Source organism: Paraburkholderia sp. (assembly GCF_035501035.1).
In the GTDB taxonomy this organism is placed as follows: Bacteria; Pseudomonadota; Gammaproteobacteria; order Burkholderiales; family Burkholderiaceae; genus Paraburkholderia.
In genome coordinates this window covers 1-14,718 of the sequence record NZ_DATJWR010000476.1, presented here as the reverse complement: position 1 = coordinate 14,718, position 14,718 = coordinate 1, and the positions used below count along the sequence as shown (strand labels likewise).

At 67.5% G+C, this 14,718-nt stretch carries 16 protein-coding genes; 15 read left to right on the top strand and 1 reads right to left on the bottom strand.

All coding sequences use genetic code 11. The features are described from left to right. The first annotated feature begins 11 nt into the window (after nucleotides 1-11). From VMJ11_RS32995 to VMJ11_RS32960, 8 genes are all read left to right on the top strand, one after another. A complete protein-coding gene (locus VMJ11_RS32995; protein ID WP_325625303.1) occupies nucleotides 12-977 on the top strand; it encodes an MlaD family protein in 966 nt (321 codons plus the stop codon). 155 nt (nucleotides 978-1,132) lie between these two features. Continuing rightward, on the top strand, nucleotides 1,133-1,777 hold the full coding sequence (locus VMJ11_RS32990; protein ID WP_414694554.1) for an ABC-type transport auxiliary lipoprotein family protein: 645 nt from the start codon (nucleotides 1,133-1,135) through the stop codon (nucleotides 1,775-1,777). A 66-nt stretch (nucleotides 1,778-1,843) separates the two neighbouring features. Next, nucleotides 1,844-3,247, top strand: coding sequence for a VanZ family protein (locus VMJ11_RS32985; RefSeq protein ID WP_325625298.1), 1,404 nt, complete (start codon nucleotides 1,844-1,846; stop codon nucleotides 3,245-3,247). A 184-nt stretch (nucleotides 3,248-3,431) separates the two neighbouring features. Next, nucleotides 3,432-3,758, top strand: coding sequence for a (2Fe-2S) ferredoxin domain-containing protein (locus VMJ11_RS32980; RefSeq protein WP_028209271.1), 327 nt, complete (start codon nucleotides 3,432-3,434; stop codon nucleotides 3,756-3,758). Nucleotides 3,759-3,810: 52 nt separating this feature from the next. Continuing rightward, nucleotides 3,811-4,443: an alpha/beta hydrolase gene (locus VMJ11_RS32975; protein ID WP_325625295.1), complete on the top strand. Its 633-nt coding sequence runs from the start codon at nucleotides 3,811-3,813 to the stop codon at nucleotides 4,441-4,443. A 280-nt stretch (nucleotides 4,444-4,723) separates the two neighbouring features. Beyond that, a complete protein-coding gene (locus VMJ11_RS32970) occupies nucleotides 4,724-5,938 on the top strand; it encodes a D-alanyl-D-alanine carboxypeptidase family protein (protein WP_325625293.1) in 1,215 nt (404 codons plus the stop codon). Next, on the top strand, nucleotides 5,938-6,951 hold the full coding sequence (locus VMJ11_RS32965; protein ID WP_325625291.1) for a D-amino acid aminotransferase: 1,014 nt from the start codon (nucleotides 5,938-5,940) through the stop codon (nucleotides 6,949-6,951). The genes VMJ11_RS32970 and VMJ11_RS32965 overlap by 1 nt, the downstream gene beginning before the upstream one ends. Nucleotides 6,952-6,953: 2 nt before the next feature. Then, nucleotides 6,954-7,247 (top strand): DUF493 family protein, encoded by a 294-nt coding sequence (locus VMJ11_RS32960; protein WP_325625290.1) that lies wholly within the window; start codon nucleotides 6,954-6,956, stop codon nucleotides 7,245-7,247. A gap of 120 nt (nucleotides 7,248-7,367) precedes the next feature. On the opposite strand, the gene VMJ11_RS32955 is transcribed toward VMJ11_RS32960, so the two are convergent. Next, nucleotides 7,368-8,345 (bottom strand): transcriptional regulator GcvA, encoded by a 978-nt coding sequence (locus VMJ11_RS32955; RefSeq protein WP_325625288.1) that lies wholly within the window; start codon nucleotides 8,343-8,345, stop codon nucleotides 7,368-7,370. Between the two features lie 101 nt (nucleotides 8,346-8,446). Here VMJ11_RS32955 and VMJ11_RS32950 point away from each other — a divergent pair, with 101 nt between their 5' ends. The 7 genes from VMJ11_RS32950 to VMJ11_RS32920 all read left to right on the top strand — a co-directional run. Continuing rightward, complete coding sequence (locus VMJ11_RS32950; protein ID WP_325625287.1) at nucleotides 8,447-8,773, top strand: DUF2917 domain-containing protein; 327 nt, start codon at nucleotides 8,447-8,449, stop codon at nucleotides 8,771-8,773. Between the two features lie 116 nt (nucleotides 8,774-8,889). After that, nucleotides 8,890-9,783: a lipoyl(octanoyl) transferase LipB gene (gene lipB, locus VMJ11_RS32945; RefSeq protein ID WP_325625285.1), complete on the top strand. Its 894-nt coding sequence runs from the start codon at nucleotides 8,890-8,892 to the stop codon at nucleotides 9,781-9,783. Nucleotides 9,784-9,796: 13 nt separating this feature from the next. Then, complete coding sequence (lipA, locus tag VMJ11_RS32940; RefSeq protein WP_325625284.1) at nucleotides 9,797-10,813, top strand: lipoyl synthase; 1,017 nt, start codon at nucleotides 9,797-9,799, stop codon at nucleotides 10,811-10,813. 241 nt (nucleotides 10,814-11,054) lie between these two features. Then, nucleotides 11,055-12,158 (top strand): taurine ABC transporter substrate-binding protein, encoded by a 1,104-nt coding sequence (tauA, locus tag VMJ11_RS32935; RefSeq protein WP_325625282.1) that lies wholly within the window; start codon nucleotides 11,055-11,057, stop codon nucleotides 12,156-12,158. Nucleotides 12,159-12,188: 30 nt separating this feature from the next. After that, nucleotides 12,189-13,004, top strand: coding sequence for a taurine ABC transporter ATP-binding protein (locus VMJ11_RS32930; RefSeq protein ID WP_325625281.1), 816 nt, complete (start codon nucleotides 12,189-12,191; stop codon nucleotides 13,002-13,004). Next, the gene (locus VMJ11_RS32925) at nucleotides 13,001-13,882 is read left to right on the top strand and encodes an ABC transporter permease subunit (RefSeq protein ID WP_325625279.1); all 882 of its coding nucleotides are present in this window, start codon (nucleotides 13,001-13,003) and stop codon (nucleotides 13,880-13,882) included. The genes VMJ11_RS32930 and VMJ11_RS32925 overlap by 4 nt, the downstream gene beginning before the upstream one ends. A 297-nt stretch (nucleotides 13,883-14,179) precedes the next feature. Beyond that, the coding region (locus VMJ11_RS32920) for a cation:dicarboxylate symporter family transporter (RefSeq protein ID WP_325625301.1) at nucleotides 14,180-14,718 on the top strand (539 nt) is incomplete at its 3' end.

Sequence of the window (14,718 nt, the reverse complement as noted above, 5' to 3'; positions counted from 1 at the left end):
GGAATCTGACGATGGAAAACAAACCGCATGCGTTCTGGGCGGGTCTGTTCACGATAGGCTTGCTCGTCGTGATCGCGCTTACGGTCATCTTCTTTAGCGCGAGCCATGCGGAGCGCGTGCCGTACGACCTCATCTCGCGCTCGAACGTGAACGGCCTCTATCCGGACGCGGCAGTGCGTTATCGCGGTCTCGACGTCGGCAAGGTGCAGTCGATCAGGTTCGATGCCAACGCGCCAGGCCAGATCCGCATTCGCATCCTCGTCGACCAGAAGGCGCCGATGACGCGCTCCACGTTCGGCACGCTCGCGCTGCAAGGCGTGACGGGCATCGCCTTCGTGCAGCTCGACGACAACGGCATCGACCTCTCGCCGCTGCCTTCTTCCGCGCACCACGTCGCCGAGCTGCCGCTGCGGCCGGGCCTGCTCGACCAGCTCCAGCGGCGCGGCGACGCGCTCCTGCGCAAGCTCGACCGCATTGCCGGCGACGTCGACGCCATGCTCTCCGAAGACAACCGCAAGCAGATGATGGCGGCCGTGAACAGCCTGCAGCAGGCCGCGAGCAGTGTGAACGGGCTCGCCCAGCAGCTCGAGCCGACCACGAGCCGTCTGCCGGGCGCGGTGACCGAGTTGCAGCACACGCTGCAGTCGACGAACACGCTCATCACGAGCATGAATCGCCCCGACGGGCCGTTCCAGACCAACCTGAACAAGGCCGGCACGGCGGCGGCGCAGGCGGGCGCGGCGCTCACCTCGATCGACGCCTCGATCCAGGACCTCTCGGCGCGCGTGGGCTACGACACGCTGCCGCGCGTCGATTCGCTGACCGACGACGTGCGCTCGGCCATGCGCTCGGTGGACCGCGCGGCGGGCGCCTTCAACGCGAGCCCGCGCAGCGTGTTGTTCGGCGGCGTGCCGCAGCCCGCGCCGGGGCCGGGCGAGCCAGGCTTCGCGTGGCCTGCCACTGCGGCAGCGAAGTGAGCCGCGTGTGCCCGAGCACCCGTGGGCCGCGAGCTGGTCCTGGTCCGCTCGACGCATTCTGCGCACCGCACGCGCCGCTCGTACCGTTGGCACCGCTCGTACCGTTCGCATCAGAAGGAATCGAAATGTCACGCTCATCACGCCCGCCACGATCGATGCAACCCGCCGCGCCGACCGGCCGCGTCTGGCCTCGCCTCGCGTGGCTGGCCGCGCTTGCGTGCGGCACGCTCCTCGCCGCCTGCGCGGGCAATCCGACGGTGCTCACCGACATTCGCTACGACCTCGGGTCGCAAGCCGGCGGCAGCGAGCAGGCCGTGCCTGCCGCACCTGGTAGGAAGCCCGTGCTGAAGGTGCTGGCGGTCGTCGCGCCGCCGCCGCTCGACAACGACGGCATCCTTTACCGGATGGATGCCGACTCGCAGCGCACGGCGCGCTACGCGAACAGCCGCTGGACGATGTCGCCCGCACGGCTGCTCACGGAGCGCCTGCGCACGTCGCTCGGCGCACAGATGACCGTGCTCTCGGGCGCAGATTCCGTGCAGGCGCCCATGCTCAAGATCGAGCTGTACGAGTTCGAGCAGGTGTTCGAGAGCCCGACGCAAAGCGCGGGCGTGCTGGCCGCACGCGCGACGCTGATGCAGGGCGGCAGGGTGCTGGCGCAGCGCACGTTCGTCACGCGCGCTCCGGCAAGCACGCCGGACGCGGCGGGCGGCGTGCGTGCGCTGCAGGCGGCCAGCGACGATTTCGCGAAGCAACTGGGCGCATGGGTGAGCACGCAGACGCTCGCGGGCGCGACTTGATGGCCGTGCGCGTGCGCCGTGCGCCATGCGGCGGCGGGGCGCGGGAGGCAAGGGCAGGACAGCGGCATGATCGACGCGGGACGGTTCCGGCTGCGCGCCCCGCACGGCGGGCGGCGCGGCATGGACGGCGGTGAAGGCGAAGGCGGCAGCGGCGTTGGCGATCGCGGCGGCAAAGCCGGCGCGCGCAAGGCAGGCGAGCGCAAGGCAGACGAGGAACGCAACGCAATCGCCGGCGGCGAGGCGAACACGCCGGGCGCGGCGCATGCCGTTGCGCCCGCGCGCCCAGCCGGGGCACTGGCTGCCGAAAGCGAGCGATTGCCGCGCCGGTCCTCGACGCTGGCGCGTCAATCGCTCGCCCTCTACGCCGCGCTGATCGTCTACGGCTCGTGGTACCCGTTCTCCGGCTGGCGCTCGCTCGGCCTCAGCCCCTTCGCCTATCTCGGCGATCCGTTCCCGCGCTACTGGACCGTCTTCGACATCGTGACCAACGTGCTCGGCTACATGCCGTTCGGCGCGCTGATGGTGCTTGCGATGTGGCCGCGCTGGCGCGGGCTCGTGGCGGTGCTGCTCGCCACTGCCGCGGGCACGCTGCTCTCGGGCGTGATGGAGGCCGTGCAGACCTGGCTGCCTACGCGCGTGGCTTCCAATCTCGATCTCGCCTCGAACGCGCTCGGCGCACTGCTCGGCGCGGCGCTCGCGGCACCCGCCACCGGCGCGCTGCTCGAACGCGGATTCCTGCGGCGCCTGCGCTTTCGCTGGTTCGAGCGCGACGCGGCCGTGCTGATGGTGCTCGCGGCGCTCTGGCCGTTCGCGACGATGTACCCCGCGCCGCGCCTGTTCGGCATGGGCGACTGGCCGCGCGCACTGTGGCAGCGACTCGACGCCTCGATGCAGGACGCCGTGCTTGCCTGGACGCCCGCCGCGTGGCATCTGCGCTCGCTGTCCGAGGCGCTCGCCGCACGCCTGCCCGATAGCGGCTGGGAGGCGCTCGTCGCGACGCTCAACCTGTTCGGCGCGGCGGCTTTCGCCTCGCTCCCCATGCGCTCGCGCGCGCCGCGCGCGCGGCTCGTGCTGCTGCTCATTGCGACCACGCTCGTCGTCAAGGTGGGCGCCACCTTCCTGCAGTCGCAAAGCGGGCTTCTCTTCGACTGGGCGACCCCGGGGGCGCTCGCGGGGCTCGTCTGGGGCGCGCTCGCGGCGCTCCTCGCGCTGCGCCTGCCGCGCGCCGTGCGTGCCGCGGCGGCGACGCTCGCACTCGGCGTGGCACTCCTGCTCGTGAACCTGCTGCCCGTGAACCCGTACTTCGACGTCGTGCTGGCGGACTGGCGACAAGGTCGCTATCTGCACTTCAACGGCCTCGCGCGCTGGCTCGCGTGGACCTGGCCGTGGGCCGCGCTCGCGTGGACCGCGTTCTCGCTCGAACGGGCCTGGCTCGTGCGGCGCGCGCGTCGAGCCGCGCGCTCGTCATGACGGATGAGCGCACGCGTGTGCCGCCGGAGTGTTCGCGCTGCGCTCGCTATAATCGACCGAATCGCCGTGGCGGCCTGCTCGCGCGCAACGCAACCTCCGCGCGCCGGCCTGTGCGCCTCGAGCCGCGCCGCCCGCGCTCAGCAAGCCCGCCCTCATTGCACGACACTCACCGGTACCCCAAGCCATGACCGATTCGTTCTACAAGTACCACGTCTTTTTCTGCCTGAACCAGCGCGAGCCCGGTGCGGACCGGCCGAGCTGCGCGAACTGCAACGCGCAGGCCATGCAGGAGTACGCAAAAAAACGCGTGAAACAGCTCGGCCTCGCGGGCCCGGGCCAGGTGCGCATCAACAAGGCGGGCTGCCTCGACCGCTGCGAGGAAGGCCCGACCGTCGTCGTGTATCCGGAAGGCACCTGGTACACCTACGTCGACGAGAGCGATATCGACGAGATCGTCGTCTCGCATCTGCAGAACGGCCAGGTGGTCGAGCGCCTGAAAATCGACCGCTGATCGGCGAATAAAGCATGGCCAATAGAACACGGCCCCCAAGGACTGCCGCACGATGAACGCCCAGACACAAAAATTCCAGATCGACGGTCCCGTCGGCAAGATCGAATGCGCGCTCGACGTGCCCGAGCCCGGCACCACGCCGCGCGGTATCGCGCTCGTCGCGCATCCGCACCCGCTGTTCGGCGGCACGATGGACAACAAGGTCGCGCAAACGCTCGCACGCACGCTCGTGCAGCTCGGCTACACGACTTACCGCTCGAACTTTCGCGGCGTCGGCACGACCGGCGGCACGCACGACAACGGCATAGGCGAGCAGGACGACCTGCTCGCGCTGATCGCGCACATGCGCGCGCAACCGGGCCAGGCCGACGTGCCGCTCGTACTCGCAGGCTTTTCGTTCGGCACCTTCGTGCTCTCGCATGTCGCGAAGCGCTATCTCGAAGCGGGCGGCGAGATCGAGCGCATGGTGTTCGTCGGCACCGCGGCGAGCCGCTGGGAAGTCGCGCCCGTGCGCGAGGACACGCTCGTGATCCACGGCGAGCTGGACGACACCGTGCCTATTCTCTCGGTGTACGAATGGGCGCGGCCGCAGGAGCTGCCTGTCGTCGTGATTCCGGGGGCAGAACACTTCCTGCATCGCAAGCTGCATATCCTCAAGCGCATCATCGTCGAGGCGTGGCGCTGAGCGTCGTGCCGTCGTGTGATTCACGCGTTTCGGGGCCCGATGCAAGTGATCCGTCATCCTGCGTATGGCCCGCGAAATGCGTGAAAAATGCACGACAGGTAGGCGAAAACGTGTGGCATCGCGAAAAAACGCCTCGACGTGACGCGTATAATGGTCGCCATTTTTGTGGGTATCTAGCCGCGAGCGGCGCATACGCGGCAACGACATCCCGGCTCTTCCCGACCGTGCGCCACATGGCGCGCTACGTTCATCCCGCCCAAATTCCGCCCGACCCGAACCTATGCGTTTTCTCTCCTCCGGCCAGCCTTCTTATTTCGTTTCTCCTTCCGTCGTCCGCAATATCACCCTCGCAGCCCTGCTGCCCGCCACGCTCCTCGCGAGCGCGAGTGCGTTTGCGCAGGTCCCGCCGCCCGCGGTGAACGCCCGCTCGTGGGTGCTCGTCGACGCCACCGCGAACCAGGTGCTCGCCTCCGGCAACGCCGATGAGCGCGTCGAGCCCGCCTCGCTCACGAAGCTCATGACCGCGTACCTCGTATTCGAGGCGCTGCAGACGAAGAAGATCTCGATGGATCAGATCGTCACGCCGAGCGAAGCCGTGCGCCGCGTGAAGAACGACGAATCGCGCATGTTCATCGAGGCGAACAAGCCGGTGTCGGTGCACGATCTCGTGTACGGCATGATCGTGCAGTCGGGCAACGACGCGGCTATCGCGCTCGCCGAACTCGTGGGCGGCAGCGAGGCGAACTTCGTCAACATGATGAACGCCGAGGCGCAGAAGCTCGGCATGACGCACACGCATTTCGCCGACGTGAACGGCATGCCCGACCCGAATCACTACACGACGGCCGGCGACCTCGCCACGCTCTCCGCGCGCCTGATCCGCGACTTTCCCGAGTACTACGGCATCTTCTCGGTGAAGGAATTCAAGTACAACAACATCAAGCAGCCGAACCGCAACCGCCTGCTGTGGATCGACCCGACCGTCGACGGCCTGAAGACCGGCCACACCCAGGCCGCGGGTTACTGCCTGATCGCGTCGGCCAAGCGCCCGATGGCGGGCAGCAGCGACCGCCGTCTCGTCTCGGTGATGATGGGCGAGCAGAAGGAGCACGACCGCGTGCAGGACAGCATGAAGATGCTGAACTACGGCTATAGCGCCTACGACACCACGCGCATCTATCAGGCGAACCAGGCGGTGGCCACGCCGCACGTCTACAAGGGCACGCTCGACGCCGTGAAGGTCGGCGTGAAGAAGGACCAGTACGTGACGCTGCCCAAGGGCGCCGCCGACAAGGCCAAGCCGCAGATCGAGCTGACGAACCCGCTGATCGCGCCGATCGCCGAAGGCCAGCAGGTCGGCATGGCGAAGTTCGTGGGCGCGGACGGAAAGGTGCTCACGCAGTTCCCGATCGTCGCGCTCGAGCCGGTGCCGCAGGCGGGCATCGTGGGCCGCGTGTGGGATTCGCTCATGCTCATGGTCAACAAGAAGAAGTGATGAAGGCCGATCCTTCGGTCCCGGCGGCCGCCAGCGGCTCGGCTTCGGCAGCGGCTTCGGCGCAAGCTGCCGAGCCGCTCGTCTGGCTCAACGGCGCGCTCACGCCGCTTGGCGAAGCGCGCATTCCGGTGCTCGATCGCGGCTTCATCTTCGGCGACGGCATTTACGAGGTCGTGCCCGTGTATGCGCTCGCCGTGGGCGAGGCGCGCGTGCGCGTGCCGTTTCGCATCGCCCAGCATCTTGCGCGGCTCGCGCGCTCGCTCGAGAAAGTGGGCATTGCGAATCCGTTCGACGAAGCCGGCTGGCGCGCGCTCGTCGCGCGTTTGATCGAGGCGAACGAAGCGGCAGGCGCGCTCGCGGCCGATGCGCACGCCAACGTCTACATGCAGGTCACGCGCGGCGTCGCGCCGCGCGGCCACGCGTTTCCGGCGGCGGCGACGCCCACGGTGTTCGCGATGGTCAATCCGCTCAAGCTGCCAGGCGCGGCACAGCGCGAGCAGGGCGTGCGCTGTGTGACGGCCGTGGACACGCGCTGGCTCAACTGCGACATCAAGTCGACGTCGCTGCTCGGCAACGTGCTGATGGCGCAGCACGCGGCGGAGCACGATGCGTTCGAAACGATCCAGCTGCGCGATGGCTGGCTGACCGAGGCGTCATCGTCGAACGTTTGGGCCGTGAAGGATGGCGCGCTTTTCGCGCCGCCGCGCAGCAACCGGATTCTCGAAGGCATTCGCTACGGACTGCTCGAGGAACTGGCCGCGGAGTGCGGCATTCGCTTCGAGGCGCGCGAGATCGCCGAGGCCGAGTTGCGCGAGGCCGACGAGATACTCGTGACATCGGCGACCAAGGAAGTGCTGGCGGTCGTCGCGCTCGACGGCAAGACGGTGGGCAACGGCAAGCCGGGCCCGGTCTACGCCGCGCTCTATGCGGCTTACCAGCGCGCGAAGCAACGCGAGGCGCAGTTTCAGGCGCTGGGCGCGCCGGCTGCCCTGCTACAGGAAGTGGAGAAATGAAAGTGGCACAGACAGGAAACCCCGGTAGCCCCGAAGCGAAAGAATCGCTGATCGAATTCCCCTGCGATTTCCCCATCAAGGTGATGGGCAAGACGCACCCTGAATTCCAGGACACCATCGTGACGGTGCTGCGCGAATTCGACGGCGGCTTCGACGCCGCGACCATCGAGTCGCGCCCGTCGAGCGGTGGCAACTATATGGGCCTCACGGTCACCGTGCGCGCCACGAGCCAGGCGCATCTCGACGACATCTACCGCGCGCTCACCGGGCATCCGATGGTGAAGATCGTGCTGTGAACGCTCGCACGCGGCGCATTCAGCGCGCTGCGATCAAACGGATCGAACGGATCGAACGGATCGAACAGCAAGGGCCGCCATGTGCGGCCCTTGTCGCATCTGGTGTAAGTCACATGCCGCTCAAGGCATGTCGCCCATGCGTGCGCGTTGTGCGGCGGCGGCGGCCGTCATCAGCGGGCCGGCCTCGCAGGCGTCCTCGTAGAGCCGCCGAAAGCGCGCGACCTCGTCGAATACCCAGTCGCGGAACGCCTGCACGCGCTCGGTCTGCATGCGCTGCGGCGGGCAGATGAAGTAGTAGCGCCACGGGCTCGGTCCGTCGATGTCCTTGAAGAGGCGCACGAGGCGCCCAAGCGTGATCTCGTGCATGGCGAGCGAGCGGCGCACGAGTGCGATGCCCTGGCCGTCGATGGCCGCCTGCAGCAGGTTCGACGAGTCCTGGTAGAGCACGCCGCGCTTCGGTTCGGGCAGGTCCTGAAGGCCGGCTGCGTCGAACCACGGGCGCCAGAGTTCGTCGTCCGAGCGCAGGAGCGGGAGCCGCGCGAGTTGCTGCGGCTCGTCGGGCAGCCTGCCGCCGTTGAAATTGGGCGAGCAGGCGGGAAAGAAGATCTCGTCGAGCAGCAACTCGGCGTGCAGCCCCGGATAGTGACCGTAGCCGAAGCGAATGGCCACGTCGACATCGTCGCGCGCGAAGTCGGTCAGCGAATTCGTGGATTGCAGTTCCACGTCCCACTGCGGATGCGCCTCGATGAAGCGGCCGATGCGCGGCGTGACCCAGCGCGCCGCGAACGAAGACAGCATCGAGACGACGAGCCGCCGGTCGCGGTCGCCGGCGCGGATCTCCTGGGTGGCGTGCGCGAGCTGGCTGAGCGCGTCGCGCACCTGGGCGGCGTAGCGGCGCCCGGTGTCGGTCACGCGCACGCGCTTGCCTTCGCGCGCAAAGAGCGACACGCCCAGCTCGGCTTCGAGCGCGCGGATCTGGTGGCTCACGGCACCGTGCGTGACGAAGAGTTCGTCGGCCGCGCGCGAGAAGCTCTCGTGACGGGCGGCGGCCTCGAAGGCCTTGAGCGCGTTCAGCGCGGGGAGCTGGCGCAGATCCATATCGTATTTTTTCTCACATAGCCGTGAAAATTGATCGTTTTGCTCGATGCCTTGCGGTGTCTACGATTGTAGCCATCAGAGCAGGTCGTTCGGAGGCGAAAATGAGAGAAATTTCTTCGGATATCACGTTTGAAGTGGCAGCGGACCAAACCGCTTCGGTGCGCGTGACGCGCAGCACTCGGCTTGTCGTCAAGTGTGGCGTCGTCTGGGTCACGCGCAGCGACGACACCGCCGATTACTGGCTCGAACCCGGCCATACGCTGCGGCTGCGGCGCGGCGAGCGGCTGTGGATCGGCGCGGAGGGCAAGACGCCCGCCTGGGTGGCGTTCGCGGCGCCGACGCGCCTTGGCGAGCGCGTGATCGACTGGGCGGCGCGCATGGCGCAGCGTGCGGGCGTCCACGTGGGCGATGGGTGGCGGACGGTGTGAGCGCGTAGCAGGTTTTTCAGCAGCAACACGAGCGGGGGTGGGAGCGCAACCCACTCCAGTCGTTATCCGCAGCATGCCCGGCGCGCTTGTCCCGAATTCGGTAAACTTCGGAAATCATGTGCGCCACCCCGGTATCACCCCCGCAAATTCCCTCCGACCCCGGCTCGACCGAGGCCGCTTCCCACCCGGCAATCATCGAAGGCGAGCGTGTCATCGTGCGCTGGCGTGGCAACGAGGCGTATCAGACGAGCTTCGACGCCATGCGCGAGTTCACGGCCGCGCGCGACGCCGATACATCGGACGAAATCTGGCTCGTCGAGCATCCCCCCGTCTTCACGCTCGGCCAGGCCGGCAAGCCCGAGCACCTGCTCGTGGCCGACAGCGGCATTCCGCTCGTGCAGATCGACAGAGGCGGGCAGATCACGTATCACGGGCCGGGCCAGGTGGTGGCGTATCTGCTGCTCGATCTGCGGCGTCGCAAGCTGATGGTGCGCGAGCTCGTCACGCTCATCGAGGACGCCGTGATCGAAACGCTCGCGGCGTATAATCTCGCCGGTGAGCGCAAAGCGGGCGCGCCCGGCATTTACGTGCCAGAAGGGATATCCAGCAGGGCACCCGGCGCGAGCGCGGCGCACGCGGGCGCGAAAATCGCCGCCCTCGGGCTGAAGATCCGCAATGGCTGCAGCTATCACGGCGTGAGCCTGAACGTGTCGATGGATCTGAGCCCATTTCTCGCGATCAATCCGTGCGGCTATGCGGGCCTCGAAACCGTCGACATGGCGACGATGGGCGTAGAGGCGAGCTGGCGCGATGTGGCCGCCACGCTGGCGACACGGCTCGAAGCGAATCTCGCGGCGCATGGGAGTTCAACGCCTGGCGCAACTCTTTCGGTGGCCGAAGCGGCTGCCACAGACCCTTCAGCCGAAGCGGCTGCAGTGGACCCGGCCGCATCGGCGGCCTCGAGCGGGCAACCGCATCAATCGCAGGCCGGCGTTGCACCGGCGGCCTGACTGGATCGAACGAATGACTGACGTAATCGCGAACCCCGGCGCGGCCCCCAGCGCGAACCCCGCAGGCACTCCCGCCGCCGACGCCGTCCCCTACGACGCTACCGCGAAACAGAAGGCGCAGGCCAAGACCTCGCGCATTCCGATCAAGGTCATCCCCATCGAGAAGCTCAAGAAGCCCGAGTGGATCCGCGTGAAGGCGGCCACGGGCAACTCGCGCTTCTACGAGATCAAGAACATCCTGCGCGAGCACAACCTGCATACGGTGTGCGAGGAAGCGAGCTGCCCGAACATCGGCGAATGCTTCGGCAAGGGCACCGCGACGTTCATGATTATGGGCGACAAGTGCACGCGCCGCTGCCCGTTCTGCGACGTCGGCCACGGCCGCCCCGATCCGCTCGACCCGAATGAGCCCGCGAACCTCGCGCGCACGATCGGCGCGCTCAAGCTCAAGTACGTCGTGATCACGAGCGTGGACCGCGACGACCTGCGCGACGGCGGCGCCGGCCACTTCGTCGAGTGCATCCGCCAGGTGCGCGAGCAGTCTCCGGAAACCCGCATCGAGATCCTCACGCCGGACTTCCGCGGGCGTCTGGACCGCGCGCTGCAAATCCTCAACGCCGCGCCGCCCGACGTGATGAACCACAACCTCGAAACGGTGCCGCGCCTCTACAAGGAAGCGCGCCCGGGTTCCGACTACGCGCACTCGCTCAAGCTGCTCAAGGACTTCAAGGCGCTGCATCCCGAAGTCGCGACGAAGTCGGGCCTGATGGTGGGTCTTGGCGAAACCGAAGAGGAAATTCTTCAGGTGATGCGCGACCTGCGCGCGCACGACGTCGACATGCTGACGATCGGCCAGTACCTGCAGCCTTCGGAGCACCACCTGCCGGTACGCGCCTACGTGCATCCCGACACCTTCAAGATGTACGAGGAAGAGGCGTACAAGATGGGCTTCACGCACGCGGCAGTCGGCGCGATGGTGCGGTCGAGCTATCACGCCGATCTGCAGGCGCACGGGGCGGGAGTGGTTTGATCTCCTGAACGCCGTAGTGGTTCGCAGTCACGCAAGGCCCGCTGAAAAGCGGGCTTTTTTGCTCGAGCGGCGCCCGTTCGCCACAGGGCGTCCGTCCATCGCAAGACCATCCGGTCCGGCGCGAAAAGCAATGCTCCAGCAGCGTCATTAGCTAACGCGGATAAATTAGAACCAGGCGCCGCCAGACTCCATATAGTCGGAACCTTCTTTCATTCGAACGTCGTTCCGCTGGAGTCTCACGATGACCCTTCGCGCTAACCCCTCGCCGCGCGCCGCCAGTGTTACCAGTGCCGTCGGTTTTGCCGGCAACGCCCTCGAGCGTCGCCCTCGCGTGTTCGTCGCCGTTGCATTTGCCGCCGCCTGCCTCGCCGCTGCGTTCGGCGCCCCGCGCGCGCATGCCGAAACGCGCGAGGTCGTGATCGCGTATCAGGACATGGTGGTGCCGTGGCGCTATGCGCAGGCAACGGGCGAAGTCGAGAAGGCTACTGGCTACAAGATCACCTACCGCAAGCTCGCGAGCGGCGCCGACGTGATCCGGGCACTCGCCTCGGGCTCCGTGCAACTGGGTGAGGCGGGCTCGAGCCCGATCGCCGCGGGGCTTTCGCAGGGCGTGGACCTCTCGCTCTTCTGGATTCTCGACAACATCAACGACGCCGAGGCGCTCGTCGCGCGCGACGGCTCGGGCGTGACGAGCGTCGCGGGCCTGAAGGGCAAGACGATCGGTGTGCCGTATGTTTCGACCTCGCACTTTCACACCCTGGTCGCGCTGCAGAACGCGGGCGTGAATCCGGCCGACGTGAAGATCGTCAACCTGCGTCCGCCGGAGGTCGCGGCCGCCTGGCAGCGCGGCAACATCGACGCCACCTACATCTGGGACCCCGTGCTCGCCGAGGTGAAGAAGAACGGCAAGGTGCTGATCACGTCGGGGCAGGTGGCGAAGGCCACGGGCAAGGCGACCTTCGACGGCTTCGTGGTCGACCGGCGCTTCGCGAAAGACAACGGCGATTTCGTCGCGAAGTTCGTGAAGGTGCTGGCCGCAGCCGACGCCGATTACGGCGCGCACCGCACCGCGTGGAATGCGGCCTCGCCGCAGGTGCAGGCCGTGGCGAAGGAGTCGGGTGCGAATGCCGCCGATGTGCCCGCGAGCCTCGCGCTCTACGCCTTCCCGACGCCCGCCGAGCAGGCCTCGAAGACGTGGCTGGGTGGCGGCGCCCAGTCGGGCGCGGCGCAGTCGCTGCTCGCGACGGCGACGTTCCTCAAGGCGCAGGGCACGATCCAGAACGTGCTGCCCGACTACTCGGTGGGGATCGACCCGCAGTACGTGCAGCGCGCCGCTGCGCATTGAGCACTGGGCATTGAGCAGAGGGAGGCAGGCATGAGCGCGCTCGCGATCCGCGACCTCACCGTCGTCTACGAGGGCGCGCGTCGCGGCGCGCCGCCGAACGTGGCGCTCTCGAACGTGAATCTCGACGTGGCGAGCGGCGAGTTCGTGGTCGCGCTCGGCGCTTCCGGTTGCGGCAAGACCACGCTGCTCAACTGCATCGCGGGCTTCATCGAACCCGCGCAAGGTGAAGTGCGCGTGAACGGCGCGCGCGTGCGGGGTCCCGGCGCGGAGCGTGGCGTGGTGTTCCAGAAGCATGCGCTGCTGCCGTGGCTCGACGTTCAGGACAACGTAGCGCTCGGGCTGCGCTTTCGGCGCGTGCCGAAGGCCGAGCGCGAGCGTATCGCGCGTGAGCAGCTCGCGCTCGTCGGCCTCGAGGCACAGGCGCGCGAGCGTGTGTACGCGCTCTCGGGCGGCATGCAGCAGCGCGTAGGCATTGCGCGCGCGCTCGCCAGCGACCCGCAGTTACTCCTGATGGACGAGCCGATGGGCGCGCTCGACGCCATGACGCGCGAGTCGGTGCAGACGCTCGTGCTCGACGTCTGGGCGCGCACGCGCAAGACGGTGTTCTTCATCACGCACAGCGTGGAGGAGGCGCTCTTTCTCGCGACGCGCATCGTAGTCATGACGCCGGGCCCGGGCCGCATCGAACACGAGTACGAAGTGCCGTTCGCGCGGCAGTATCTCGCCACGCGCGACGCACGCGCGGTGAAGTCGTCGCCGGAATTCATCGCGTGGCGCGAGCGGCTCGTGGGCCTGCTGCACGCGGATGCTCAAGAAAGCGCAAGCGCGCATGAGGAGCAGGCATGAGCGTGCCGCACGAGTCGTTGAAGGAAATCGCGTTGAAGGCGCGCAAGGGCGAATCGCCTTCAGCGCGCGCGCCACAAACCGCTCGCTCGAAAGTCTGGCGCATGCCCGGCGAAGGCCCGAGCGCGGCACTGAGCGCCGCCTCGGTGGCGGGTCTCGCGCTGCTCTGGTGGCTCGCCACGCATTTGCACTGGCTGCCGCCGCTCTTTCTGCCTACGCCCGAAGCCGTCTGGCAAGCGTTCGTCGACGCCTCGCGAGGCCGCATCCAGGGCGGCTTGCCGCTCTCCGAGCATCTGCTCTGGAGCACGCTGCGCGTGTTCGGCGCGTTCGCGCTCGCCGCGATCACGGCGGTTCCCGTCGGCATCCTGATGGGCGTGTCGCGCGTCGCGCGCGGCCTGCTCGATCCGCCGCTCGAGTTCTACCGGCCGCTGCCGCCGCTCGCCTACCTGCCGCTCGTCGTGATCTGGTTCGGCATCGACGAGACCGCCAAGATCGTCGTGATCTGGCTCGCCTGCTTCGCGCCCATCGCGATGGCCGCGCGCGCCGGCGCGAAGCGCGCGAGCGTCGAGCAGATTCGCGCGGCCGCCTCGCTCGGGGGCGGCTTCGCGCAGATCGTGCGCTTCGTCGTGCTGCCCGCCGCGCTGCCGGAGATCCTCACGGGCCTGCGCATTGCCATCGGCTTTGGCTGGACCACGCTCGTGGCCGCCGAGATGGTCGCCGCCACGGCAGGCCTCGGGCAGATGGTGCTCAACGCGTCGAGCTTCCTGCGCACCGACGTCGTGGTCATGGGCATCGTGCTGATCGGGCTGATCGCCTGGGGCTTCGACCTGGGCATGCGCGCGCTCGAGAAGCGGCTCGTGCCGTGGAAGGGGCGCGGCTGATTTCGCTGTTCCTTACGGAAAGCCATACGCCCCTCGGGCGGATTTCCGGAAATCCATAAGGTCGCCCGCGCGCGACCACAAAAAATCCTTATAAATCAAGGGCGCGCCTGCGGGCGCGCGCTGGCATCGACCTTGCAAATAGATACGCGCGGCCAACCCCGGCCGCGACAAAAAAAGAATCAAGGAGACAGCCGATGTCCGATCCCATCTTCCGGTTTCGCTGATCCCCCGTTTCGACCTGTCGCGGCATGGCGCTCGAAAGTGCGCGGCCATTGGCTTAACTCATTCGCAGGAACCATCGTGAAGAAACCTCTCCACAAAGTCCTCTACGTCCAGGTGATCGTGGCGATCGTCATCGGCGTGATCCTCGGTCATTACTGGCCCGCCATCGGCATCGACATGAAGCCGCTCGGCGACGCCTTCATCAAGCTCATCAAGATGGTGATCGGGCCGATCATCTTCTGTACCGTCGTGACTGGCATTGCCGGCATGGAGGACATGAAGAAGGTGGGCCGCGTGGGCGGCAAGGCGCTGCTCTACTTCGAGATCGTCTCGACCTTCGCGCTGGTGCTCGGCCTCATCGCCACGCACGTGCTGAAGCCGGGTGCGGGCTTCAACGTCGACGTCCATTCGCTCGACGCCAAGGCCGTGGCCAGCTTCGCCGAAAAGGCGCATGGCCAGAGCAGCGTCGACTTCCTGATGCACATCATTCCGGACACGATGTTCTCGGCGTTCGGCCAGGGTGAAATTCTCCAGATCCTGCTGATCGCGCTGCTGTTCGGCGCGGTGCTCGCGCAACTGGGCGAGCGCGGCCGCGTGGTGACCGACTTCATCGA